The organism is Bradyrhizobium sp. WSM1743, from assembly GCF_000473065.1.
GTDB lineage: Bacteria > Pseudomonadota > Alphaproteobacteria > Rhizobiales > Xanthobacteraceae > Bradyrhizobium.
The window spans coordinates 47,987-71,968 of record NZ_AXAZ01000030.1 but is presented as its reverse complement, the minus strand read 5'-3'; the positions used below and the strand labels follow the sequence as shown (position 1 = coordinate 71,968).

At 63.7% G+C, this 23,982-nt stretch carries 26 protein-coding genes, 1 tRNA gene and 1 pseudogene; 18 read left to right on the top strand and 10 right to left on the bottom strand.

The features are described 5' to 3' along the window. Positions 1 to 90 precede the first annotated feature (90 nt). A complete protein-coding gene (locus tag YU9_RS0118950; RefSeq protein ID WP_027574238.1) occupies positions 91 to 393 on the bottom strand; it encodes a hypothetical protein in 303 nt (100 codons plus the stop codon). Between the two features lie 274 nt (positions 394 to 667). Here YU9_RS0118950 and YU9_RS0118945 point away from each other — a divergent pair, with 274 nt between their 5' ends. The 6 genes and pseudogenes from YU9_RS0118945 to YU9_RS0118920 all read left to right on the top strand — a co-directional run bounded on the left by YU9_RS0118945 (position 668) and on the right by YU9_RS0118920 (position 5,609). Next, on the top strand, positions 668 to 2,329 hold the full coding sequence (locus YU9_RS0118945) for an acetolactate synthase large subunit (protein ID WP_027574237.1): 1,662 nt from the start codon (positions 668 to 670) through the stop codon (positions 2,327 to 2,329). Between the two features lie 260 nt (positions 2,330 to 2,589). Then, complete coding sequence (locus YU9_RS0118940) at positions 2,590 to 2,937, top strand: Lin0512 family protein (RefSeq protein ID WP_018646107.1); 348 nt, start codon at positions 2,590 to 2,592, stop codon at positions 2,935 to 2,937. Between the two features lie 3 nt (positions 2,938 to 2,940). Continuing rightward, positions 2,941 to 3,633, top strand: a complete 693-nt coding sequence (locus YU9_RS0118935; RefSeq protein ID WP_027574236.1) for a GNAT family N-acetyltransferase — start codon at positions 2,941 to 2,943, stop codon at positions 3,631 to 3,633. Positions 3,634 to 3,702: 69 nt separating this feature from the next. Then, positions 3,703 to 4,887, top strand: coding sequence for a serine hydrolase (locus YU9_RS0118930; RefSeq protein ID WP_027574235.1), 1,185 nt, complete (start codon positions 3,703 to 3,705; stop codon positions 4,885 to 4,887). 96 nt (positions 4,888 to 4,983) lie between these two features. Next, positions 4,984 to 5,064: pseudogene (locus YU9_RS47865) on the top strand (DUF2892 domain-containing protein); the annotation flags it as partial. A gap of 23 nt (positions 5,065 to 5,087) precedes the next feature. Next, the gene (locus YU9_RS0118920; protein WP_027574234.1) at positions 5,088 to 5,609 is read left to right on the top strand and encodes an RNA polymerase sigma factor; all 522 of its coding nucleotides are present in this window, start codon (positions 5,088 to 5,090) and stop codon (positions 5,607 to 5,609) included. Positions 5,610 to 5,662: 53 nt separating this feature from the next. Here YU9_RS0118920 and YU9_RS0118915 read toward each other — a convergent pair whose 3' ends face one another. From YU9_RS0118915 to YU9_RS47860, 3 genes are all read right to left on the bottom strand, one after another. After that, positions 5,663 to 7,003 carry an RtcB family protein gene (locus tag YU9_RS0118915; RefSeq protein WP_027574233.1) on the bottom strand — a complete coding sequence of 447 codons (1,341 nt, stop codon included), beginning with the start codon at positions 7,001 to 7,003 and terminating at the stop codon, positions 5,663 to 5,665. 111 nt (positions 7,004 to 7,114) lie between these two features. Then, the gene (locus YU9_RS0118910; protein WP_027574232.1) at positions 7,115 to 8,440 is read right to left on the bottom strand and encodes a TROVE domain-containing protein; all 1,326 of its coding nucleotides are present in this window, start codon (positions 8,438 to 8,440) and stop codon (positions 7,115 to 7,117) included. Between the two features lie 108 nt (positions 8,441 to 8,548). Beyond that, positions 8,549 to 8,705, bottom strand: a tRNA-Arg gene (locus YU9_RS47860). Between the two features lie 782 nt (positions 8,706 to 9,487). Between YU9_RS47860 and YU9_RS0118900 the strand changes: the two genes are divergently transcribed. Further along, complete coding sequence (locus YU9_RS0118900; RefSeq protein ID WP_027574230.1) at positions 9,488 to 10,153, top strand: DUF429 domain-containing protein; 666 nt, start codon at positions 9,488 to 9,490, stop codon at positions 10,151 to 10,153. Positions 10,154 to 10,159: 6 nt separating this feature from the next. On the opposite strand, the gene YU9_RS0118895 is transcribed toward YU9_RS0118900, so the two are convergent. After that, positions 10,160 to 10,372, bottom strand: a complete 213-nt coding sequence (locus tag YU9_RS0118895) for a hypothetical protein (RefSeq protein ID WP_027574229.1) — start codon at positions 10,370 to 10,372, stop codon at positions 10,160 to 10,162. Between the two features lie 151 nt (positions 10,373 to 10,523). Here YU9_RS0118895 and YU9_RS49070 point away from each other — a divergent pair, with 151 nt between their 5' ends. Together YU9_RS49070 and YU9_RS0118885 are read left to right on the top strand one after the other, a co-directional pair. Continuing rightward, complete coding sequence (locus tag YU9_RS49070) at positions 10,524 to 10,673, top strand: hypothetical protein (RefSeq protein ID WP_198028263.1); 150 nt, start codon at positions 10,524 to 10,526, stop codon at positions 10,671 to 10,673. A gap of 100 nt (positions 10,674 to 10,773) precedes the next feature. Continuing rightward, positions 10,774 to 11,478: a glutathione S-transferase family protein gene (locus YU9_RS0118885; protein ID WP_027574228.1), complete on the top strand. Its 705-nt coding sequence runs from the start codon at positions 10,774 to 10,776 to the stop codon at positions 11,476 to 11,478. Position 11,479: 1 nt separating this feature from the next. Here YU9_RS0118885 and YU9_RS0118880 read toward each other — a convergent pair whose 3' ends face one another. The 3 genes from YU9_RS0118880 to YU9_RS0118870 form a co-directional block, all read right to left on the bottom strand. Beyond that, entirely contained in the window at positions 11,480 to 12,262 is a 783-nt protein-coding gene (locus YU9_RS0118880) for a sulfite exporter TauE/SafE family protein (RefSeq protein ID WP_027574227.1), read from the bottom strand. Between the two features lie 3 nt (positions 12,263 to 12,265). Next, positions 12,266 to 12,898, bottom strand: coding sequence for a TetR/AcrR family transcriptional regulator (locus YU9_RS0118875; protein WP_027574226.1), 633 nt, complete (start codon positions 12,896 to 12,898; stop codon positions 12,266 to 12,268). 210 nt (positions 12,899 to 13,108) lie between these two features. Further along, positions 13,109 to 13,480 carry a tRNA-binding protein gene (locus tag YU9_RS0118870; protein WP_027574225.1) on the bottom strand — a complete coding sequence of 124 codons (372 nt, stop codon included), beginning with the start codon at positions 13,478 to 13,480 and terminating at the stop codon, positions 13,109 to 13,111. 106 nt (positions 13,481 to 13,586) lie between these two features. Between YU9_RS0118870 and YU9_RS0118865 the strand changes: the two genes are divergently transcribed. Further along, complete coding sequence (locus YU9_RS0118865) at positions 13,587 to 13,946, top strand: ArsC family reductase (protein WP_027574224.1); 360 nt, start codon at positions 13,587 to 13,589, stop codon at positions 13,944 to 13,946. Positions 13,947 to 14,161: 215 nt separating this feature from the next. Here the strand turns inward: YU9_RS0118865 and YU9_RS0118860 are convergent, their stop codons facing one another. Continuing rightward, complete coding sequence (locus YU9_RS0118860) at positions 14,162 to 14,842, bottom strand: PAS domain-containing protein (RefSeq protein ID WP_027574223.1); 681 nt, start codon at positions 14,840 to 14,842, stop codon at positions 14,162 to 14,164. Between the two features lie 310 nt (positions 14,843 to 15,152). On the opposite strand from YU9_RS0118860, the gene YU9_RS0118855 reads away from it, so the two are divergent. The 7 genes from YU9_RS0118855 (at position 15,153) to YU9_RS0118825 (ending at position 21,654) form a co-directional block, all read left to right on the top strand. Beyond that, positions 15,153 to 15,908, top strand: a complete 756-nt coding sequence (locus tag YU9_RS0118855) for an ABC transporter ATP-binding protein (protein ID WP_027574222.1) — start codon at positions 15,153 to 15,155, stop codon at positions 15,906 to 15,908. Next, complete coding sequence (locus tag YU9_RS0118850) at positions 15,901 to 16,647, top strand: ABC transporter ATP-binding protein (protein ID WP_027574221.1); 747 nt, start codon at positions 15,901 to 15,903, stop codon at positions 16,645 to 16,647. Before YU9_RS0118855 ends, YU9_RS0118850 begins: the two co-directional genes overlap by 8 nt. Before the next feature lie 55 nt (positions 16,648 to 16,702). Then, positions 16,703 to 17,923, top strand: coding sequence for an ABC transporter substrate-binding protein (locus tag YU9_RS0118845; RefSeq protein WP_027574220.1), 1,221 nt, complete (start codon positions 16,703 to 16,705; stop codon positions 17,921 to 17,923). A 76-nt stretch (positions 17,924 to 17,999) separates the two neighbouring features. Continuing rightward, positions 18,000 to 18,863, top strand: coding sequence for a branched-chain amino acid ABC transporter permease (locus YU9_RS0118840; RefSeq protein ID WP_027574219.1), 864 nt, complete (start codon positions 18,000 to 18,002; stop codon positions 18,861 to 18,863). 1 nt (position 18,864) lies between these two features. Continuing rightward, a complete protein-coding gene (locus YU9_RS0118835) occupies positions 18,865 to 19,833 on the top strand; it encodes a branched-chain amino acid ABC transporter permease (protein ID WP_027574218.1) in 969 nt (322 codons plus the stop codon). 157 nt (positions 19,834 to 19,990) lie between these two features. Beyond that, a complete protein-coding gene (locus YU9_RS0118830) occupies positions 19,991 to 20,635 on the top strand; it encodes a DUF47 domain-containing protein (RefSeq protein ID WP_027574217.1) in 645 nt (214 codons plus the stop codon). A gap of 14 nt (positions 20,636 to 20,649) precedes the next feature. Beyond that, positions 20,650 to 21,654, top strand: coding sequence for an inorganic phosphate transporter (locus YU9_RS0118825; protein WP_027574216.1), 1,005 nt, complete (start codon positions 20,650 to 20,652; stop codon positions 21,652 to 21,654). On the opposite strand, the gene sugE is transcribed toward YU9_RS0118825, so the two are convergent. After that, positions 21,647 to 21,961 (bottom strand): quaternary ammonium compound efflux SMR transporter SugE, encoded by a 315-nt coding sequence (gene sugE, locus YU9_RS0118820; RefSeq protein ID WP_027574215.1) that lies wholly within the window; start codon positions 21,959 to 21,961, stop codon positions 21,647 to 21,649. The genes YU9_RS0118825 and sugE overlap by 8 nt on opposite strands. Before the next feature lie 174 nt (positions 21,962 to 22,135). Between sugE and YU9_RS0118815 the strand changes: the two genes are divergently transcribed. Further along, on the top strand, positions 22,136 to 23,758 hold the full coding sequence (locus YU9_RS0118815) for a peptide chain release factor 3 (RefSeq protein WP_027574214.1): 1,623 nt from the start codon (positions 22,136 to 22,138) through the stop codon (positions 23,756 to 23,758). Positions 23,759 to 23,982 lie beyond the last annotated feature (224 nt).

Genomic DNA, 23,982 nt, shown 5'->3' with positions numbered 1-23,982 from the left:
GAAAGAGTCTGCGCCAGGACGCTGGCGGCTAGGCATGGGTTGACGTGGGGCCGACGCCCCACGTCACTATCGTCATCTGGGAAAGAGTATTCAGACCAGACCGTGAAGGAGGCCACCGACATCGAGATGGCCGACGTCCGCACTGAGGCCGACCGCCGTCGGCGCGGAAATCGAGGCGTCGATGCCGCCAGTTCCCGCAAGACCTGACGCGGAGACGTCAATGCTGGGGTTGGTTTCGATCAGCGCTCCCACATCGAGCGTGTGCGACAGATCGACCGAGCCGCTGGCGCCGGCCGTTGCACTTCCACCTGCATCAGCGACGCCTGACAGCGTACCCGTTGCTGTTCCAAGCAGGCCGTCGACGGTGCCGAGCAGGTTTCCGATAAGAGCCATGTGAACTCCTTTGAGGTTGGCAGTTGAGATCGCGACAGAAAAGTCGCTGCCCATGAATCCTCCACGCCGCGAAAAGTTGCGGACTCATATGCGGCCATTTGGTGCTGATTTGTTGGGTGAGGAACTTCGGCTCGAAAGGAAGGCCAGTCACCTGACTCGGTTGCGCGAAGTGTTTGAGCCCGGACCACACTGCATTGTGGGTTGTGCTGGAGCGATGGACGGCTACGATACGAGTGCTCCCGGAGCGCGGGATGCGCAAAGGGCGGGAGACGACATGGGCGGGCAGGACAAGGTGAAGGGATCGGATCTGTTCGTTGCAGCGCTGGAGAATGAGGGTGTCGACAGAATTTTCGGCATTCCCGGGGAAGAGAATCTCGACTTGGTCGAGTCGCTGCGCAGTTCCAAGATCGAGCTGATCCTGACTCGCCACGAGCAGGCCGCCGCCTTCATGGCCGCCACATATGGGCGGCTGACCGGCAGGCCCGGTGTTTGTCTGTCGACACTTGGACCTGGCGCCCTCAATCTATCCACAGGCGCGGCTTATGCGCATCTCGGTGCGATGCCAATGATCCTGATCACCGGCCAGAAGCCGATCATGAGCAGCCGGCAGGCCCGCTTCCAGATCGTGGATGTGGTCGCAACCATGAAGCCGCTGACAAAGCTGTCGCGGCAGATCGTCAGCGCCTCCAGTATTCCGACCGTGGTGCGCGATGCGTTCCGCGCGGCGATGGAGGAGCGTCCCGGGCCGGTGCACCTCGAACTGCCCGAGGACATCGCGGGTGACGAGGTGCCTGATGTCCCGGTGATCCCCGTGCATCCGATCGAAATCCCGGTCGCCCATCGCGCCGCGCTCGACCGCGCCGCCGAGATGATCCTCGCCGCAAAGCGCCCGCTGGTGATGATGGGGGCCGCGACCAGCCGGCCGCGGTCGACGCATGGCATCGCAAGCTTCGTGCGGCGGACCGGCATTCCGTTCTTCACGACGCAGATGGGCAAGGGGACCGTGCCCGGCGGCACCAATCTCTACATGGGCACTGCGGCGCTGTCGGAGCGCGATTACGTCCACGACGCGATCGATGCCGCCGACCTGATCGTCGCCATCGGGCACGATCCCGTCGAGAAGCCCCCCTTCATCATGGGCCCCTCGGGCCCGAAGGTCATTCACGTCAGCTACACGCCGGCGAGCGTCGAGCAGGTCTATTTTCCGGACGCCGAGGTCGTCGGCGATGTCGGTCCGAGCCTGGAGCTGCTCGCCGATCGCCTCGAAGGCAAGCTGCCGCAGGCTGCGGCGCTGTTGCCGCTGCGCGAAGGAATTCTCGGCCACATTGCCGACCGTGCCACAGAGACGCGCTGGCCGCCGACGCCGCAGCGTATCGTGCACGATATCCGCCAGGTGATCCCCGAGAACGGCATCGTCGCGCTCGACAACGGCATGTACAAGATCTGGTTCGCGCGCAACTACCGCACCCGCCTCGCCAATACGCTACTGCTCGATAATGCGCTGGCGACCATGGGCGCCGGCCTGCCGTCGGCGATGATGGCCGCGATGCTCCATCCCGACCGCCGCGTGCTCGCCGTCGCGGGCGACGGCGGCTTCATGATGAACAGCCAGGAGATGGAGACGGCGGTCCGCCTCAAGCTCAATCTGGTCGTGCTGGTGCTGGAGGACAACGCCTACGGCATGATCCGCTGGAAGCAGGCCGTAGATCATTTCGCCGATTACGGCATGACTTTTGGCAATCCCGACTTCGTCCTCTACGCGGGGGCTTACGGGGCGAAAGGGCATCGGATCGAGACGATCGACAGCTTTGGTCCGACTCTGGAGGCGGCCTTCAACGAGGGCGGCGTGCACCTGGTCTCGATCCCGATCGATTATTCGGAGAACGTGCGGGTGCTGGTCGACGAACTGCGCGGGCACGAAAAGTCGAAGGCGTGAAGACTTCAGTCCTGTGCCCCGGACGCAGCGCAGCGCTCCTTCAGCGGTGCGCTGCAGAGCCGGGGCCCATGCATCAGCGAACTCTGTCGCTTTCTTGGGTTTCGGCTCTGCGCAGCAACGCCACAAGCGCGTTTACGCACGTCTTCGACACGCCATGGCGTTGCAGCGCGTCCGGGACACGAGAGGAGCACTTGTCTCGCGATCCGATATCATCGACACTCCCAATCATCCGATCACCCAACCAACCACAGGACTATGAAATGACTCGCGTTCGTTGTGTCACCGAGATGGGCATGGGCGTCGACGTCCACGGCAGGGATGCCACCAAGGCGGCCAAGCGCGCAGTGTCGGATGCCATTAGGCATTCGAGCCTCGGTTTCTTCCGGATGATCGGCAAGACTGCGAACGATATGTTCGTCGATGTCACGATCGGCGTGCCCAACCCCGAGGCGGTGGACAAGGAAGCCGTCGCCAAGGAGCTGCCTTACGGCACCGTGACCGTGACTGCGGTCAAGGGTGGGCTGGAGATCCCTTCGGCCACGGAAGTCGCCAACGATCCCATCCTCATTGCCAATGCTGCCGTCATCGTCAGCTTCGATAAGGACTAGGCGGTGTCCGACAGTGACGTGGCGCTGCTGGATCGTCCGATCTGGAGCGCGTTGACGACGAGCCAGAAGCACCTGGCGGAGGGCGGCCCGCAGGCGCTGCGCTATCCCGTGGATATGACGCCCTTTGCAGACACGGTCGACATGTCCGCGGCAAGTTTTGCAGCGCTCGGCGATCTCATGTCACCCTCGCAAGTCGCGGCGCTGTTTACGCTGGAGCCGGTTGACGTTCCCGCCGGGTTCAAGGTCGTTCTTGCCGACACCGGTGAGCAGATGATCGGCTCGCCCGCCGACAGTCCGCTTCGCGATGCCGAGATCGTCACATTGGCTGCTGCCGACGTTCCCGCCATGATGGCGCTGACGGAGCTGACCAAGCCCGGTCCATTCGCATTGCGTACCCATGAGCTCGGCACTTTCCTCGGCATCCGCGTCGGCAACGAATTGGTCGCGATGACAGGGGAGCGGATGAAGCCGGGAAGGTTCGTCGAGATGACGGCCGTCTGCGTGCATCCGGACTATCGCGGGCGCGGCTATGCACAGGCGCTGCTCGCGGCGGTCGCGCGCCGGATCGAAGCGCGCGGCGAAATACCGTTCCTGCACGTGTTCTCGAACAATACGTCTGCGATCGCGCTGTACCAGCGGCAGGGAATGAAAATCCGTCGTCGCCTATACGTCACCGCGCTCATGAAGCAGGGATGAGCTGCGCGGTAGGCTGCATATCCCGGAAAATCTCGTTATATCCATCCCAACCAGAACTGGGGGAAACACATGGACGCCAGAACGACAGATTTTTCCGCCGTACGGACGGCGATGCAGCGCTACGTCGATCAGGAGATCATTCCCGGCGCGTCCTGGGCGGTGCTGCGGGGGCGCGATGTGGTCGATCAGCACTGCGTCGGCTTCGCCGATCGCGAGGCGAAAACGGCGCTTCGGCCTGACCATATCTTCCGCGCGTTTTCCAACACCAAGATCTTCGTCACCTGCGCGATCATGCTGCTGGTCGAGGAAGGCCGGATCGGGCTTGATGATGCGATCGAGAAATTCCTGCCGCAGCTCGGTAATCGCAAGGTGCTGAAGCAGGCAGCGACGAGCTTGGCGGATGTTGAGCCCGCAAAAGGCCAGATCACGATCCGGCAGCTTCTGACCCACACATCCGGTCTCAGCTACGGCATCTTCGATCCCGGCACGGTGTTGTTCAAGGGTTACAATGAGGCGCGTATCCTCAATCCGATGACGCCGCTCGCCGATATGATCGACCGGCTGGCTGACCTGCCGCTGTCCTATCATCCTGGTACGGCCTGGGAATATTCGGTGGCGACCGACGTGCTCGGCCGGATCGTCGAGGTTGTCTCCGGCCAGCAGCTCGATGGATTCCTCAAGGCGCGCATCTTCGATCCGCTCGGCATGAACGATACCGGCTTCTCCGTGCCGGAAGCGCAGCAGGGCAGGCTGGTCGCGCTCTACAATGGCGCCGACGTGCTCGACCCCATGAAGCCCGGTCTCACGCGCGCCGATGATCTTCCCTTTCCGCAGGCCTACCGACGGCCATTCCCGCGGCTCTCGGGCGGCGGCGGTCTGGTCTCGACCCTGCCGGACATGCTCGCGCTGGTGCGCGCATTGTTACCGGGGCCGGAGGCCCTGCTGAAGCCGGAGACGCTGCGGCAGATGATGACCAACCAGCTCCCCGCAGGCCAGACCATCCGCTTCGCCAATCTCGGGCCGATCCCCGGCAAGGGCTTTGGTCTCGGCGGCGCCGTGACCTTCGCGCCGACGCCGTTCGATCCGCCGAACTCCACCGGCGAATTCCAGTGGGGCGGGCTTGCCGGCACCCACTGGTGGATTTGCCCTGAGGCCAATACCGCGGGCGTGCTGATGGCCCAGCGCTACATGGGCTTCTGGAATCCGTTCTTCTTCGAGTTCAAGCGCCTGGCCTACCAGGCCATCGGAGGCTGACCGCCCAAAAAATTGCACGCGCCCGCGAATCCTTTTCGGCCAGCGCGCCCTCTTGATGGTCGAGGCATTCAGCCTCGGCTCATCTCGGAGGATGCGATGGCATTTTACAGGAAGAATATCGGCGGCCTGCACCAGGCGGTGCGGATCGCGCTGGGCGTTGCGATGGCGGGCGCGGCCGGGACCGGGCGAGGGGACGTGTCATGAGCGCAGCTGCGATCTCGCCAAGCCTGTTCGAGGCCGCGCGGCTCGGCGATGTCAGGGCGATCGCGCGCCTGCTCGAGACGGCGCAGCCGGATATCCGCCGTTACGCGCGCGCGACCTGCCGCAGCTCGGCGGATGCCGAGGATGCGACGCAGGAAGCGCTGTGGATCCTGTTCCGCCATATCGGCACGATCCGCTCGCTGCTGGCATTTTCGGCATGGCTGTTCAGCGTGGTCCGCCGCGAATGCCTGCGGCTTGCGCGCCGGGCCGGCCTTGTGCCGGCTGGCGATGAGAGCGAGGTAGAAGCCGCACTGCTGTTGCGCCCCGAGGCCGATCTGCGGCTCGACGTGGCCGCGGCGTTCGAGGCGCTGCCGCCGCACTATCGGGATGTCGCGCTAATGCGCGACGTCAAGGAGATGACGATCGATGAGATTGCCGCCGCGCTCGGCGCCACCAGGCAGACCGTGAAGGCGCGGCTGCATCGCGCCCGCGCCTTGATGCCGGAATATCTGACGCGATGAGGGAAGCGTAGAGGATGCAGGCGAGAGGCTTGGCCTATCGCCTGCAATTCGCGTCAGTCCTTCCACGGATCGAACTCGCCTTCGCCGGCCATGGCGACGGCGAACGGCCGCAGCGTGTGCAGCACCCGCACGGTGCCGGCATGCTGCGCCAGCACGTCGGGCAGGCGGCGATAGGCCATCGGGCTCTCGTCGAGGTCGGCACCGATCAAGGTGACGCCGCGCTCGTTCAGCCAGCGGTCCATCTCGTCACGCGAGAAGCGCCGCTTCGCCTCCCTTCGTCCGAACAAGCGGCCGGCGCCGTGCACGGTCGAGTAGAGCGAAGCCTTGGCCTCCGGACTGTCGACGCCTTCGAGGATGACGGCGTTGTCGCCCATCGAGCCGCCGACGAATCCCTTCTGGCCGGGAAACGCCGGTGTCGCGCCCTTGCGCACGACCCACAAATCCTTGCCGTCGTGGGTCTCACGCCAGGCATAGTTGTGGTGGTTGTGCACGGTCTCGGTCACGCTGCCGCCGATGATCCGGCGGACGCGCTCCACCACCCACTCGCGGCCCGCATAGGCATAGCGCCCGGCGAGCTGCATCGCCGCGATGTAGCGGCGGCCGAGCTCGCTGTCCTCGTCGACCACGGCGGGCGGGACGTTCATGCCGTCCTTGCCGCCGGCGGCCTTGAGGTAGCGCGTCGCGGAGGCGTGCCCGAGACCCCGGCTTCCGAAATGGACGCCGATCCAGACGAAGCCTTCCTCGTCGTGCATGAGGTCGACATAGTGGTTGCCCGATCCGACCGTGCCGAGCTGGCTCACCGCCTTCCGACGGTAATCCTCCATGTCGCTCTCGCGCCAGGCATCGCCATCGTCGAACAGATCGTGCTCCGCCCGCTCGGCATTGGCGCGGCCGATGCCGAACGAGATCGTCTTGGCGACGTCGCGGATGATCGTGGGAGCGATCTCCGCAATGTCGTCGAAGCGGGTGTCGAGCCGAGCTGCCATGTTGCCGCAGCCGATGTCGAAGCCGACGCCGGAGATGCTGATCTGCTTCTCATAGGCGATGACCCCGCCGACCGGCTGGGCGTAGCCGAGATGGCCGTCGGCGCAGATCACGCCTGATACGACGTTGCCGACCGCCATGCAGTTGCGCATTTGCGCGATCGTCGCGTCCTCGTGCGGGCCGAAGACCTTCAGCGGCGCATTCTGGAAGCGGGCGTCCTGCGTTCGGAACTCGGCGATCGAGCGCGCGGTCGCATTGGCCTCGCGGGCAAGATGCTCCTTGCGCGCGGCGTCCTTGTACAGGCACCAGGCCGGCTGGCCGCGTCCTTCGCCGACGCGCGAGTCGGGATCGACACCGGCGGCAAGGCAGAGCTCGCGGGCGCGTTCCATGTAGGGATCGGGTCGTCGCATGGTCGTGGGTCCTTGTCATTCCACTCGCACCATAACCGGGGCGGGCGGATCATTTCAGAGATTTCGGTGGCCCCGGGCGCGTTTTGCGTCCGGGGCCGTCGTCGTTGCGCATCAGTTCAACGCCGTCTCCGACGCCGCGATCCACGCGACCACGGCCTCGGAGAAGCCGTTGACGCGGGTCCAGGCGCCGTGGCCGACACCGTGCTGATACGAGGCCACGTTCACCAGGGTGCCGCGCGCTTTGGGCTCGGGCACCCGATCGTGGCTCTGCTCGTCGGTGAAGACGATGAGGCGGTCGCCCTTGCGGTCGACCTCCGCCACCGCCTTGCCGAGCCAGGTTCCGCTATGCGCCTGCGAGTCGATGATCGCATCCCGCAGCGCGAAGCCGCGGCGGGGAGGGACCTTCACCACCTCATCGGAGAAGGTGAAGATCTCGACCTCGTCGCAGATCTCGCGGGCGAGAATGGCAAGGCCACATGCCGCCTCCGCGCGCGTCATTTCCGACTGCGCGGAGAGGGGCGTGAACATCGAACCCGACACGTCGATCAGGAGCCGGGTGCGGCCCGGCAGCCGCACATGGTCCTTGACCGACTTGAGCATCGCAGCCTCGAGCTCAGGCTCGAAGTCCGGCGCATAGCGCGCCGCCGTGATGAAGCGATAGGGCAGGATACGATCGGTCCGCATCGCCTCGATCGCGCCTGCGATGGTCTCGCGCGGCACCTGCGCATTCTGCATCAGCCGCAGATTGCGCAAGAGCGCCAGGCCACCGAGCTTCTTCTCCGCGATCAGCCGCTTGAAGGTCTCGCGCTTGTTCTTGCCGGCCGAGAGCGAAACCTCCCAGGTGTCGGGGGAGGCGAGCTCGCCGTCGACGAGCTGCTTCCACACCTTGGCCTGCTCGGCATCCTTCGGCTTGGCGTGGACCAGGAACAGCACGTCCCTGATCCGCACCGCGCCGTCGCGGTCCCACTTGGCGAGCTGATAGGCGTCGAACTTGGTCAGGGCGCGGGCAAGGCCCTTCTTCACCTGCGCCGAGACCGGCTGACGCTTGCGCTGCTGCTGAGGCCCGAGCGCATCCGCCCAGTAGATCGCGAGCAGTTCCGTCATCTCGTCGGGACGCTGGATCACCTGCGCGAGCGTGTCGGCGACGAGGGCGCGGTGCTTCTCGTTGCGCGCCATCTCGCGGATGACGAGCAGCGGCGCGTGCCGCAGCTTCATCACTTCGCGCGCCTCGATCGCAAGCTGCGCGACGCGCGCGGGAGTGACCTTCGGCACCAGCGCCTTGATGCGGTCTGCGATGGAGACGCCGTCCTCGTAGAACTGGTCCTCCCACAGGAGGCAGTTCATCAGCGCCCGCTTCAGCTCCGTCTCGGGCGTGAAGCGGACTGCGCGCGCGCCCTCCCGCGTGAAGGCGCGAGCGATCTTGTTGAGCCTGACCATGACGGCCTCCTCTTGGTTTGATGGGAAGTGGAATGGGGTGCCGGGGAACAAGCGAGGCTGTACTGCCCTTGCGGGCAAGTCACATGCTCTACCGCTGAGCTACGGACTTTCGTCCGGAAGGAGTCGAACCTTCGACATTGCGATCCGAAGTAACAGCGCTCTTCACCACCGGCGGTGGCTAAGGGGACACGATCCGGGAACAGGCGATTCTGTGACCCGGCAAGCGCAAGCTTGCCGGAAAGCGCTCTATCCTCTGAGCTACCGGTGCATGGTACACCGGGCGGGATTCGAACCCGCGACCTCTCGCGTTGCAGGCGAAGTAACAGATATCTTCACCACGGATCGTGATTGGGTTGGCGGGGAACGATCGATGCTGTTGCTGCCCGTGTCAGGCAAACTGAGCTACGGCATTTCAGCCGGCGGGAGACGAACCCGCGACCTCCGTTCTGCAAGCCAGGACGGCGCTCTATCCGAAGTAACAGACATCTTCACCACCGCCAGGCCGATGTTTGTGCATCGGTCGCTAACCAGCGTCGGTTAGCCGCGATCATCGCGGCAAATCAACTTCAAGAAAATTCTATCGCGGCGCTGTCGACGCGCCGCACCTTGCGAACCATTCGGGTTCGCTCTGCCATCGGTGTCCGGCTCATCGCCTCGTTCCCTCCGGCAGGCCCCGCGCACTTGGGCACGCGCCTCTCCAGCGCGAGCCCCGGGATCCGGGTCTCCCGTTCCGGCCATTGCCGGGATGTTCGAATGGGCCGCGCGGCGGGCAACAAAAAACCCTCCGGAGCGGCAGGCTCGGGAGGGTCCGTGAGAAGCGGACTGTCGATCTTGCGGTCAGGCAAGATCGCTCCCATGAGCCGGGCATGCGCCATCGACTGGCCGAAGGCCATTCGACAGATGCGCAAATCTTTCGTAGCGGTGCTTCATCATTCGGTTCATCGTTTTAGCGGACGGACGTGTTCGCGAGGGCGCGGGACATACGCCCGCAACTTGCGGATGTCAAGCGAGGCGCGTGTGAAAATCGCAAAGGGACAGACGAACGACGTGCCAAACTATCTCGGTCTCGACGGATTTCGCTTCGGCTGGGTCGCGGCCTGGATCGACGAGCGCGGCGATCACGGCTTCGACTATTCGCCGGGCTTGATGCGCCTGCTCGCAATCCCGCACGCACGCGCGATGATCGACATGCCGATCGGACTGGATCCGAGCGGCTATCGCGCTTGCGATCTGCGTGCGCGCGACCTGATCGGCCCCGCCGTGTTTCTCGGTGCACGCCGCGATCTCTGGACGTTTTCCGACATGGCTGCGGCCAATCGCCATTACTGGGAGCACGAAGGCAAGGGCAGGGGTGTCTCGGCGCAGCTCTGGAATATCAGGGGCAAGATGAGAGAGGTCGACGACGTCATGACGCCAATGCGGCAGGCGGTGATCGGCGAAGCGCATCCGGAGTTGATCTTCTGGAATCTCGCAGGGCGGGTCCGTCTCGCAAGGAAGACGTCGGCGCACGGTCTCCAGCAGCGCATTGCGCTGCTGGAGCAGCGCGGTTTCACGCGTCTGCCGAAATGGTTGACGCAGCGTCACGGCACGGGCATCGGCCGCGATGATCTCATTGATGCCTGCGCCTGTGCGATTGCGGCACGCGACAGCACGCAGCGTGTCGGCGGCGAGGAGATCGATCCGCGCGGATTGCGAATGGAGATCAATTTTTGAGGCCGATCAGCCCTCCCGATCGCCTGTGCCTTCGAGCTGGCAGCGACTAATGCGACCCGGAGTCGAGGAGACGCCTTCGTCTTCCAGCCTTGTCGCTCTCGCTTCATACTCGTCGGCCATCGCTCGCAACCGCTGCGCGGCTTCGCCATGATCGAGCTCGTTCGCGACGCAGCGACAGCGTTCAGCGTGATCGAGCAGGGCGCGCTTCTCGACGTTCATGCAGCGACAACGCGCAGCACGGCCAATGGTCCCTATGAAGTACGTATCGCCTTGTCCGAAGCGACGGGAAAAATCGGCATAATTTCCTGCAAAATCGGAACATGGTGTGGAAGCCGACGTTTAGGCCAAGGCTGCTGTGGGACAAAAGATCATGTACGATGTTCGCCAATGGGCGACTGCGATGCTTGCGATTTCCTTTACGGCCGTGCTGCTGATCACAGGTCGCTGGTTCATCGAGTCTCGTCTGCAACATGAAACCAGGACTCCGATCGCGGCCGCCGCCGCGGCGTTGCCGCGGTAGCCAGCCGTCTTGCGCGACATTCCCGGCTGAGTGTTGACCTTGCGCCGTTCGCCGGCTCGCCTAGATTAGGCGGCATCTCGCGAATGCAGCCGGAGTGCCGATGCCCGATCTATCCGCCTTTCCCATCACCAAGCGTTGGCCAGCCAAACATCCCGAATTGCTTCAGCTCTATTCCTTGCCGACGCCAAACGGCGTCAAGGTTTCGATCATGCTGGAGGAGATCGGGCTTCCTTACGAAGTTCACCTCGTTGATTTCGGCAAGGACGATCAGACGACACCCGAATTTCTCTCGCTCAATCCGAACGGCAAGATCCCGGCGATCCTCGATCCTAACGGTCCCGGCGGCAGGCCGCTGCCGCTGTTCGAATCCGGAGCGATCCTGCAGTATCTCGCAGAGAAGACCGGCAAGCTGCTGCCGCGGGATGCTTCGCGCCGCTACCAGGCACTCCAGTGGCTGCATTTCCAGATGGGCGGCATCGGGCCGATGTTCGGCCAGGTCGGCTTCTTCCACAAATTCGCCGGCAAGGATTTTGAGGACAAGCGGTCGCTGGAGCGCTACGTCAACGAGTCAAGGCGATTGCTGGGCGTGATGGAGACGCATCTGGCCAGCCGGCAATGGTTCATGGATGACGACTACACCATCGCCGACATCTCGATGCTGGGCTGGGTGCGCAATCTCATCGGCTTCTATGGCGCCGGCGATCTCGTGGAGTTCAGTCAGTTCAAGGCGGTCGGCGGCTGGCTTGAACGCGGGCTGGCGCGTCCGGCGGTCCAGCGCGGGCTGAACATTCCGAAGCGGCCGTAAATCAGCTCAGCGCCTTGTGGGTCATGTAGAGCGCCATTAGGGAGACGAGGGCGACCATGGCTCGGCGCAGCACTGATTTGCTGACGCCATTGGCCATGCGTGCGCCGAGATCGGTCCCGATCCAGAGCCCGGCCAAAATGCCTATGATGGCCGGCCAGCCGACCATGAGCCCCTTGCTCCAGTAGACCGAGGCGGCTGGAATGTTGGTTGGGATGAGCGAGAAGACGAGGGCGACCAGCTGCGCCTGATGTTGCGGGACGCGCAGGCCCGCGGCGAGGCCAACGGTGATCGCGAGGCCACCGCCGATGCCCATGAAGCCGGAGGAGAAGCCGGCCAGCGTGCCGATGAGGAGCAGGGGTTGCCAGGGCAATTCAGCTGAAGCGCTTGCCTGGCTGCCGCCATCCTTGCGGTCGCTGCGCAGAGCCAGCATTGCGATCAGTGCGACGAGATAGACGACGTAGGTCCATTGCAGCGCTGTGTCGGAGACCGCCGCCGCGGCATAGCCACCGCCCGCGCCACCGATGAGAAATCCGACGCCGATCCAGACGATCCACGGCAAGGGACTACGATTGCCGCTCTGCCAGTAGCGGCGCGCGCCGGCGAGGCCGGTCGGAGGGATCTGCGCGATCAGCGACGTGCCCTGGGCGACGTGCTGCTCGGCACCGAGCAACAGCACGGAGAAGATGACGAGGCCGCCGCCGGGGCTCGTGCCCGAGAAGCCCGATGCCAATCCTGCGACCAGGCCGACGCCGGCGCCGGCGAGGAGTTCATATATCCAGGTCATCGTTCATGTCCTGGTCCGTCGCTTGACGTCCGGCTTGGTCGTGCGCAGGCCGTCGATCACGGCATCGACGGCCGCCATGCAGGCGTCGACGTCAAAATCCTCGCCCCAGCATTGTTGCAGCACAAAGCCTTGAAAGATCGCGATCAGCACACGCGCGATCGCCTCGGCGCCGAGGTCGCGCTTGATGAGCCCGTCATGCTGGCCGCGCTCGACCAGCGCCACGATCAGCGCGCGCGGCATGTCGATGCCTTCGACGACGCTGCTGCGGACGCGGCGGTTGCGCAGCGCTTCGGCCCAGCCGTGGATGCCGACACGGCGGCGGGCTTCGCCGGCGGGATCGGTGAGCCATTGCGCGTAAACGCGGACCAGCGCGTGCAGACCTTCGATCGGATCGCCCGATGCTTGCGCCACCGAGTTGAGCACGGCTTCGCGGCGATGCCGGTCGTCCGCGAGCGCTTCGATCAGATCGTCCTTGCTCTGGAAATAGAGATAGACCGCGCCGTGGCTTAAGCCCGACCGCTTGACGATATCGGCCATGCCGGTCTGGTGAAAACCGTTCTCGGCAAAGCAGGCGAGGGCCCCTTCGAGGATCTGCTGCCGCCGGCCCTCGCGCTTCTTGTCGCTGATCTTGGGCATCGGCTCGGTCCATAAATAACTGACGGATCGATCGCTTTGGAGGTCTGTCGGAGACAGGTCCAGTTTTCGGCGAAACCAATAAAAAACGATCGATCAGTCATTTTTAGCAGGTGAGCGATGGCCAAGTCAAGACCTGCTGGCGCCGGACCGGGAGGCAGTGGCTGACGCGCCCTGCCAACCGCGGCGGGGCGGCTCTTGGCTCGTGTGCCGCTAGAACAGCCGTCCGCCGTTCGGCACGGACTTGCTTGGCTGCACCAGCACGACCTTGCCGTTCGCATCGGGGAAGCCGAGCGTCAGCACCTCGGAGACGACTGGGCCGATCTGGCGTGGCGGGAAATTGACGACGGCCGCGACCTGTTGCCCCACGAGAGTATCGAGTGGGTGGTTTTCAGTGATCTGGGCCGAGCTCTTGCGCACGCCAATGGCGGGACCGAAATCGATCCACAGCCGCCAGGCCGGCTTGCGCGCCTCCGGAAACGGTTTGGCGTCGACGATGGTGCCGACACGGACATCGACCGCGAGGAAGCTGTTGAAGTCGATCGTCGGCGAGGCGGCAGCTGCGGGATCGTGGGTGACGTGCATGGGATGTCCGTTCGGAGAGAGTTGGCGTCGTCCGCAATATTGTCGCGCGAACCGGAGTTTCGTACAACGCCACGTACGTCACGATAGGCCATGCGCGAGGAACGTCTTGCCCAACATCATCTACGGCATCAAGAACTGCGACACCATGAAGAAGGCCCGCGCCTGGCTCGATGCCCACGGCGTGGCTTACGAGTTTCACGACTACAAGGCCGCAGGTGTCGAGAAGGACAAGCTCAAGCAGTGGAGCGACAAGGTCGGCTGGGAGACGCTGCTCAATCGCGCCGGGACGACCTTCAAGAAGCTCCCCGACTCCGACAAGGAAGGCCTCACCGAGAAGAAGGCGTTGGCATTGATGCTAGCGCAACCATCGATGATCAAGCGACCGGTGCTGGAAATCGGCAGCAAGCTACTGGTCGGCTTCAAGCTGGACATCTATGCCAAGGAAGTCGGCGCCAAATCGCGCTGACTGCCAAAGCATGATGAGATGAGGCTCGATAGCCGCAAAGGCGAAGGTGGGCTCCCTCTCCCGCTTGCGGGAGAGGGTTGGGGAGAGGGTGTTTCCGCGATGGGACAATCCCCGAGTGGAGAGAGCCATCACCCGGCGCTTCGCGCCGACCTCTCCCGCAAGCGGGAGAGATGAGCAAGCCCGCGGCAATCGCTTCAACCTAATGCGATTCCGTCTTAGTTCAGCTCGATGATCTCGGTGGTGATGCCGGGACCCGGCTGGTTGGAGAACTCGACCTCCTCGGCGGGCGCGATGCGGCCGGGGGCGCGATGAAACAGCTCGCGATCGATCACTGCATGCATCTTTGGACGCGGCAGCGCGTCATTTCCGCGCATCAGATTCTTGATCTCGAAGCCGCCGTCCTCGCAGAACGTCTTGACCGAGGCGATGACGTGACAGACCTTGCCGTCGGTCTGGAAGGGCAGCAGCAGCCGTTCATAGGCGACGATGCGTCCGTAGATGTCCTCGACGTCGGCCACGCTGTAGACGGGCAGCCCGCGCGCCACGCATTCATGATAGATCGGCATCACGAATGGAGCGAGCCGCGGTCCGACATAGTCATCGAGCGGAACGCCCTTGCCGGTATGTCCGTAGGCACGCGAGATTCGCGTGCCTTCGCTCTGGATGATGAGGCGCGGCGTCGGCGTCGAAAACTCCACCGTATAGTAGATGAGATCCGACAGCTCCTCCTCGAGCCGCGCAGGCTGATACTCCCAGATCGCCGGCGCGATCTGCCGGCGCGCATAAAGTCGCAGCCACGTGTTCAGGAGATCGCGTTGCCGGATCGACTTGACGACGGAGGGAGCGGCGCTTGCAAAATCCAAAGCAATATTCTCCGCACGTGAAGACGCGCGCATGATCCCGCTTGCGGGAAAATTATTGATGAAGGCTGGCGCGCGGGACGAAAGACCGTTAACGACGGCTTGATGGCCGGTGCTTTTGCGAACCGGGAGGCCGGGCAGGCACGACATCAAAACGTCTCCGACTAAGGGAGCATTTGTATCCCAGCCGGAGGCCTGATCTGCTCAGCTTTCCGCCTTGCCTAACCCCCGTCACCTCCGGCATATTCCGCGCCCGGAGGCGGCGCTCCGGGTGGGATCCAAGTCCTCCGGACAGCCGAAGCAACAAGGACAGCCACGCGCCTCGCGCGGGCAGGGGGAAATCTGTTTGGCCGATGAGTTCATTCTCGAAACGGAAGGCTTGACCAAGGAGTTCGCGGGCTTCTTCGCCGTCCGCGACGTTGCGCTCAAGGTTCGCCGTGGGAGCATTCACGCGTTGATCGGCCCGAACGGGGCCGGCAAGACGACCTGCTTCAATCTCTTGACCAAGTTCCTCAAACCGTCTGCCGGAAAGATCCTGTACAAGGGGCAGGACATCACGGCGATGGCGCCGGCGGATGTGGCCCGCATGGGTCTTGTGCGTTCGTTCCAGATTTCGGCGGTGTTTCCGCATCTCACCGCGCTGGAAAACGTCCGCGTCGCGCTTCAGCGCCAGCACGGCTCTTCGTTCGACTTCTGGCGCTCCAAATCCGTGCTCAACCGCTTCAACGATCGTGCGCGCGAGCTGCTCAACGATGTCGGCCTCAGCGAGTTTGCCAGTACGCCTGCGGTCGAGATGCCCTATGGGCGCAAGCGTGCACTCGAGATCGCAACCACGCTTGCGCTCGACCCTGAGATGATGCTGCTGGACGAGCCGATGGCCGGCATGGGTCACGAGGACATCGACAAGATCGCGGCGCTGATCAAGCGCATCTCCGCGAAATATACCATCCTGATGGTCGAGCATAATTTGAGCGTCGTGGCTAACCTCTCCGACATCATCACCGTGCTGACGCGCGGGCAGGTGCTCGCGCAGGGCCATTACTCCGAGCTCACCAAGGACGAACGCGTCAAGGAAGCCTATCTGGGAGCCGGTCATGCCTGACACTGCGATTGCCGAGGCTCCGGCCAGGGCTGCGTCCGGCGGCAACATCCTTCAAGTTCGCAACCTCGAAGCCTGGTACGGCGAGTCCCACATCCTGCACGGGATCAACTTCGACGTGAACGCGGGCGAGGTCGTCACCTTGCTCGGGCGCAACGGCGCCGGCAAGACGACCACGCTGAAGTCGATCATGGGCATCATCGGCAAGCGCTCCGGCTCGGTGAAGTTCAACGACCAGGAGATCATCCGCGCCACCTCCGACAAGATCGCGCGGATGGGCATCGCCTTCTGCCCGGAAGAGCGGGGGATATTCTCCAGCCTCGACGTCCGCGAGAATCTGATGCTGCCGCCGGTCGTTCGCGAGGGCGGACTGCCGCTCGATCAGATCTTCGACCTGTTTCCGAACCTGAAGGAGCGGCTGAACAGCCAGGGCACGAAGCTGTCGGGCGGCGAGCAGCAGATGCTCGCGATCGCACGCATCCTGCGCACCGGCGCGAGCTTCCTGATGCTGGACGAGCCGACCGAGGGCCTTGCGCCCGTGATCATCCAGCAGATCGGTCACACCATTGCGCGGCTCAAGAAGGAGGGCTTCACGATCCTCCTGGTCGAGCAGAACTTCCGCTTCGCCTCCACCGTCGCCGATCGCTATTATGTGGTCGAGCACGGCAAGATCATTGACGGATTTTCCAACGCCGAGCTTGCCGCTAACATGGACAAGCTCCACACCTACCTCGGTGTCTGAGCGCCGGGCCTGAATTTAACTGATGAGCATAAAGAGAAGGTATTGGAGAGCGACCATGAAACGGATCATTTCAGCAATGTTGCTCGGCACCGCCATTGCGCTCGCGGCAACGAGCGCGGCGATGGCGCAGGACAAGGCCATCAAGATCGGTGTGCTCACCGATAATTCCGGGCTCTATGCCGACCTCGGCGGGCCGGGCTCGACATTGGCGGCGCAGATGGCCATCGAGGATGCCGGCCTGACTGCGAAGGGTTGGAAGATCGACCTGATTTCGGCCGACCATCAGAACAAGCCGGACATCGGGACTGCGATTGCGCGGCAGTGGATCGATGTCGAGAAGGTCGACATTTTCATGGACGTGCTGAACTCGGGCGTGGCGCTCGCGGTCAACAATGTCGTCAGGGAGAAGAATTCGATTCTGATCGATACGGGCGCGGCGACGTCCGACCTGACCAACGCCCAGTGCTCGCCGAACACGATCCACTGGGTCTACGACACCTACATGCTGGCCAATAGCACGGGGCAAGCGCTGGTGAAGGCCGGCGGCGACACTTGGTACTTCCTGACCGCAGACTACGCCTTTGGCCATGCGCTCGAGCGTGACACCACCGCCGTGGTCGTGAAATCAGGCGGCAAGGTGATTGGCACGGTCAAGCATCCCCTCAATACGGCGGATTTCTCCTCCTTCCTGCTCCAGGCGCAAGCGTCGAAGGCCAAGATCGTGGGCATGGCGAATGCCGGCGGCGACACCACCAACACGATCAAGCAAGCGGCGGAGTTCGGCATCGTATCGGGCGGCCAGAAGCTCGCGGGGCTCCTGCTGTTCATAACCGACGTCCATGCGCTCGGATTGAAGGTAGCGCAGGGACTGAACTTCACCGAGACCTTCTACTGGGACCTGAATGACGGCACTCGCGCCTTCTCCAAACGCTTTTCCGAGCGCATGAAGAACAAGGCGATGCCTTCGATGGTGCAGGCCGGCGTCTATTCGGGCCTGCTCCACTATTTCAAGGCGCTGGAGGCGATGGGCGGCAACCCGCATGACGGCGCCAAGGTCGTGGCCAAGATGAAGGAAATGCCGACAGACGACGCGCTGTTCGGCAAGGGCACGATCCGCGCGGACGGCCGCAAGCTTCATCCCGCCTATCTCTTCGAGGTCAAGAAGCCCGAGGAATCCAAGGGGCCGTGGGACTATTACAAGCTGATCGGCACGACCCCGGCGGACCAAGCGTTCCGGCCGCTGTCGGAGAGCGCCTGTCCGCTGGTGAAGAAGTAACGGTGACGATGCGGGCCGGTGCGCAACGGTGCCGGCCTGCTGTTGAGGAACGCCGAAGGGACCGGGTGCGGGATCGATGCAGGCTCTATACGCTCAGCTACTGGTGGGACTGATCAACGGCTCGTTCTACGCGCTGCTCAGTCTCGGGCTTGCCGTGATCTTCGGCATGCTCAACATCATCAATTTCGCCCATGGCGCGCTCTACATGATGGGCGCCTTCGTCGCCTATTTCCTGCTGAACCTCGGCGGCATCAATTACTGGTGGGCCTTGCTGCTGGCCCCCATCATCGTCGGTATCTTCGGCATGATCCTGGAACGGACCATGCTGCAGTGGCTGACGGGGCTCGATCATCTCTATGGTTTGCTGCTGACCTTCGGAATCGCGCTGATCGTGCAGGGCGTATTCCAGAACTACTTCGGCTCCTCGGGACTGCCTTACGCCATTCCGGATCAGCTCAGGGGCGGCATGAATCTCGGCTTCATGTTCTTACCCGTCTATCGCGGCTGGGTCGTCGTGTTCTCGCTCGTGGTGTGCCTTGCCACCTGGTTCCTGATCGAGAAGACGCAGCTCGGCGCTTACCTGCGCGCCGCCACTGAAAATCCGACGCTGGTGCGCGCCTTCGGCATCAACGTGCCGCGCATGATCACGCTGACCTACGGTCTCGGCGTCGGCCTTGCGGCGCTCGCCGGCGTGCTCTCGGCCCCGATCAACCAGGTGCGCCCGCTGATGGGCGCCGACCTCATCATCGTCGTGTTCGCGGTGGTGGTGATCGGCGGCATGGGTTCGATCATGGGCTCCATCATCACGGGCTTTGCGCTCGGCGTGATCGAGGGCCTGACCAAGTATTTCTACCCCGAGGCCTCAAACACCGTCGTGTTCGTGCTGATGGTGCTGGTGCTCCTGGTGAAGCCAACGGGATTGACGGGAAGGGCGGCCTGAGATGACAACCCTGACGGACGATACCCTGCCTGCAACCCCGCGTGCGATGCGCGACGAGATGATTGTGTTCGTGGTGATGGCGCTGCTCTTGGCGGCGGTGCCCTTCACGGGAGTCTATCCGTTCTTCGTGATGCAGGCGCTGTGCTTTGCGCTGCTCGCCTGCGCCTTCAATCTTCTGATCGGCTATGGCGGCCTGTTGTCGTTCGGCCACGCGATGTTCTTAGGGACAGCCGGCTATTGCAGCGCGCATGCGCTGAAGGTGTGGGGGCTGCCGCCGGAGCTCGGCATCCTCGTCGGCATCGCCGCGGCTTTCGTGCTCTCGATCGTGACCGGCTACATCTCGATCCGCCGCCAGGGCATCTATTTCTCGATGATCACCCTGGCGCTGTCGCAGCTCTTGTACTTCATCTATCTCCAGGCTCCCTTCACCCATGGTGAGGACGGCATCCAGGGCATTCCGCAAGGACACATGTTCGGTGTCCTCGACCTCTCCAAGCCGACGGTTCTGTATTACGTCGTGCTGGTCGGCTTCCTCGCCGGCTTCCTCTTGATCTTCCGCATCATCAACTCGCCGTTCGGTGAGGTTCTGAAGTCGATCCGCGAAAACGAGCCGCGCGCGATCTCGCTCGGCTACCGCACCGACCAGTACAAGTTCCTGGCCTTCGTCCTGTCCGGCACGCTGGCCGGTTTCGCCGGAGCGCTGAAGGTGTTCGTGGCCCAGAACGCCTCGCTCACCGACGTGCACTGGTCGATGTCGGGCGAGGTCGTGCTGATGACGCTGGTCGGCGGTCTCGGCACCATTTTCGGCCCCGTGGTCGGCGCCTTCGTGATCATCGCCATGCAGCAATATCTGGCGAGCTTCGGCCAGTGGGTGACGGTGATCCAGGGCGCGATCTTCGTGATCTGCGTGCTCACCTTCCGCCGCGGCGTCATCGGCGAAATCGCGCATTACTTGCGGCGATCGCTCTAAGTAGCTGATTTAAAATCGGTTTACCGACCGACTGAAAGCGGTGGATGATCCGGCTCCGCGGCCGTGAGATGACACGCGCGCGGATCGAAAATGGTCTATGACAGTTTTATGACGGCCCCTTCGGGGCCTGGCCATTTCCAACCGGTAGCCTATCTCCATGATGCGATGGTTTCGTGCGTTCCTGCCCAAGGAAGAACGGTTCTTCGACCTGTTCGACCGGCATGCCCAGACGGTGATCCAGGGCGCGATCGCGCTCCAGGGCATGCTCAATGGGGGCGAGGAGACGCCGGTCTATTGCCAGCGCGTCAACCAGTTCGAGAACGACGCCGACAACATCACCCGTGAGGTGCTGACGGCGGTGCGCCGCACCTTCATCACCCCGTTCGACCGCGGCGACATCAAGAACCTGATCACCTCGATGGACGATGCCATCGACCAGATGCAGCAGACGGCCAAGGCGGTCATGCTGTTCGAGGTTCGCGCCTTCGAGCCTCCGATGCGCGAGATCGGTGGGCTCCTGATCGAATGCGCCAATCTGGTCGGGCGTGCGCTGCCGCTGATGCAATCGATCGGCCCGAACGTCGCCATGCTGACCGCCATCACCGAAGAGCTCGGCAAGCTGGAGGGCCGGGTCGACGATCTCCACGACATCGGCCTGAAGGAGCTGTTCCTCAAGCATCGCGACGGCAATGCGATGGACTTCATCGTCGGCGTCGAGATCTACGACCATCTGGAGAAGGTGGCCGATCGCTTCGACGACGTCGCCAACGAGATCAACAGCATCGTCATCGAGCAAGTCTAGGGCAGGGCTGCGCTGTGGATGCCGCGTTGGGTCTTCCCGTCCTGGTCGGCTTGATCGCCGTCGCGCTGCTGTTCGATTTCCTGAACGGCCTGCACGACGCCGCCAATTCGATCGCGACCATCGTCTCGACCCGCGTGCTGCGGCCGCAATTCGCGGTATTCTGGGCCGCGTTCTTCAATTTCATCGCCTTCCTGGTGTTCGGGCTGCATGTCGCGCAGACCATCGGGACCGGCATCATCGATCCCGCGGTCGTCGACGCCCAGGTGATCTTCGCAGCGCTGGTTGGGGCCATTGTCTGGAACCTCGTGACCTGGGCGCTCGGCATCCCATCCTCGTCCTCGCACGCGCTGATCGGCGGGCTCGTCGGCGGCGGCATGGCCAAGGCGGGGATTTCGGCCGCGGTGTGGAGCGGATTATCCAAGACGGTGCTGGCGATCGTGCTGTCGCCGCTGGTCGGCTTCCTGCTCGCAATGATGCTGGTGGCGATCGTGTCCTGGGCCTCGGTGCGCTCGACGCCGTTCGCGGTCGATCGTGCCTTCCGCATCCTGCAATTCGCCTCCGCCTCGCTCTATTCGCTCGGCCATGGCGGCAACGACGCGCAGAAGACCATGGGCATCATCGCGGTGCTGCTGTATTCGCAAGGCCATCTCGGCAGCGAATTCTCGGTGCCGTTCTGGGTGGTGCTGTCCTGCCAGGCGGCGATGGCGCTGGGCACGCTGATGGGCGGCTGGCGCATCGTCCGCACCATGGGCCTGCGCATCACGAAATTGACGCCGATGCAGGGCTTTTGCGCCGAGACGGGGGGCGCCGCGACCCTGTTCATGGCGACCTATCTCGGCGTTCCCGTCTCGACCACCCACACCATTACCGGTGCGATCATCGGCGTCGGCGCCGCCCGCCGCGTCTCGGCAGTGCGCTGGAACGTCGCCAGCTCGATCGTCTATGCCTGGGTGATCACGATCCCGGCCTCGGCGATCGTCGCGGCGCTGACCTGGTGGGGGGTCCAGATCGTCAGGTAACGAGCTTCAGCCCGGCAATCCCGGCGACGATCAGGGCGATGCTGGCGAGACGGAAGGCCGTTGCCGGCTCGCCGAACAGGAAGATGCCGAGCGTCGCAGTGCCGACCGCGCCGATGCCGGTCCAGACCGCATAGGCGGTTCCGACGGGAAGTGATTTGAGCGCAAGCCCGAGCAGGATGACGCTGCCGGCCATGGCCGCCAGCGTGATCACGGACGGAACAGGCTTGGTGAAGCCCTCGGTGTATTTCAAGCCGATCGCCCAGGTGATCTCGAGAAGACCGGCGACAAACAGGATGCTCCAGGCCACGACGACGCTCCATTCCAGGCAGGGTCGTCCCCGCGGCTGATGTACTGATGGACGGGGGAGGCCGTCCTCCCCAGGGCTGATATATCCAAGCGCCGATATGGGGCTGGCCGAAGGGCTCCGCAATCACCAAATGAGGCTTGATAAGGCCCGCTTTCCCTGCCACACGCTCCCGCCATGTCCGACATCGCCACCACCACAGCCGAATCGCCGGCCCGTTCCCCGCTTGCCGCTGAAGTGGCGCGGCGGCGGACCTTTGCGATCATCTCCCACCCCGACGCCGGCAAGACCACGCTGACCGAGAAGCTGCTGCTGTTCGGCGGCGCCATCAATCTGGCCGGCCAGGTCAAGGCCAAGGGCGAGCGGCGCAACACCCGCTCGGACTGGATGAAGATCGAGCGCGAGCGCGGCATTTCGGTCGTGACCTCGGTGATGACCTTCGAGTTCGAAGGCCTCGTGTTCAACCTGCTGGACACGCCGGGCCACGAGGACTTTTCGGAAGACACCTATCGCACGCTGACGGCGGTCGATTCCGCCGTGATGGTGATCGACGCCGCCAAAGGCATCGAGGCGCGCACCCGAAAACTGTTCGAGGTGTGCCGCCTGCGCGACATTCCGATCATCACCTTCATCAACAAGATGGACCGCGAGAGCCGCGACGTGTTCGAGCTGCTCGACGAGATCGAGAAGACGCTGGCGCTCGACACCACGCCGATGACCTGGCCGGTCGGCCGCGGCCGCGACTTCCTTGGCACCTACGACGTCGTCAATGGCGGCGTGCGCCTGCTCGAAGGCGGCGGCGCCAAGACCGGCGCGGCGCTTGAGATCGAGATCGAAGAGCTCGCCAAGCTCAACGCCGATCTCGACGTTTCTGCCGTGAAGGACGAACTCGAGCTCGTCACCGAGGCGTCAAAGCCGTTCGACCTCGAGGCCTTCCGCGAAGGCCATCTGACGCCGGTTTATTTCGGCAGCGCGCTGCGCAATTTCGGCGTCGGCGACCTGCTGGAAGGCCTCGGCAAGTTCGCGCCTGAGCCGCGCGCGCAGGACAGCGACCAGCGCAAGGTCGAGGCAACCGATCCCCGCATGAGCGCCTTCGTGTTCAAGATCCAGGCCAACATGGATCCAAACCACCGCGACCGCATCGCCTTCGCGCGCCTGTGCTCGGGCAAGCTCAGCCGCGGCATGAAGGCCAAGCTGGTACGCACCGGCAAGAGCATGCCGCTGTCGAGCCCGCAATTCTTCTTCGCGCAGGATCGATCGGTCGCGGACGAAGCCTTTGCCGGCGACGTCGTCGGCATTCCCAATCACGGCACGCTGCGCATCGGCGACACGCTGACCGATGGCGAGGATTTCAATTTCGTCGGCGTGCCGAGCTTTGCGCCGGAGATCGTCCGCCGCGTCCGACTGACCGACGCGATGAAGGCGAAGAAGCTGAAGGAAGCGCTTCAGCAGATGTCGGAAGAGGGCGTGGTGCAGGTGTTTCGTCCGCGCGACGGTGCGCCGGCGCTGGTCGGTGTGGTCGGCGCGCTCCAGCTCGACGTGCTCAAGGCGCGGCTGGAGGCGGAATATTCGCTCCCGGTCGAGTTCGAGGTCAGCGAATTCCAGCTGGCGCGCTGGGTCTCCTCCGAGGACCGCAAGAAGCTCGACACCTTCATCGCCGCCAACACCTCCAGCATCGCGGACGACGTGGACGGCGATCCCGTGTATCTCGCCCGGAACGAGTTCTACCTCGGCTACACCAGGGAGCGCGCCGAGGGCATCGAGTTCACCAACGTCAAGGACGTCAAGAAGAAAGGGTAGAGAGCCTCGCTGATAGCCACGTCCTCGGCTCTGCAGCCACCCACTCTCTGTCATGCCCCGGCTTGACCGGGGCATCCAGTACGCCGCGGCCCCTCGGCTCAATCACAGACGTCTCGGAGTACTGGGTCGCCCGGTCAAGCCGGGCGACGACAGTATGCCTGAACGCGACCACGTGAACGGCCGCAGGCTTGACGTTGTTGGAGGCAATGCCACCTTCAGCTCGT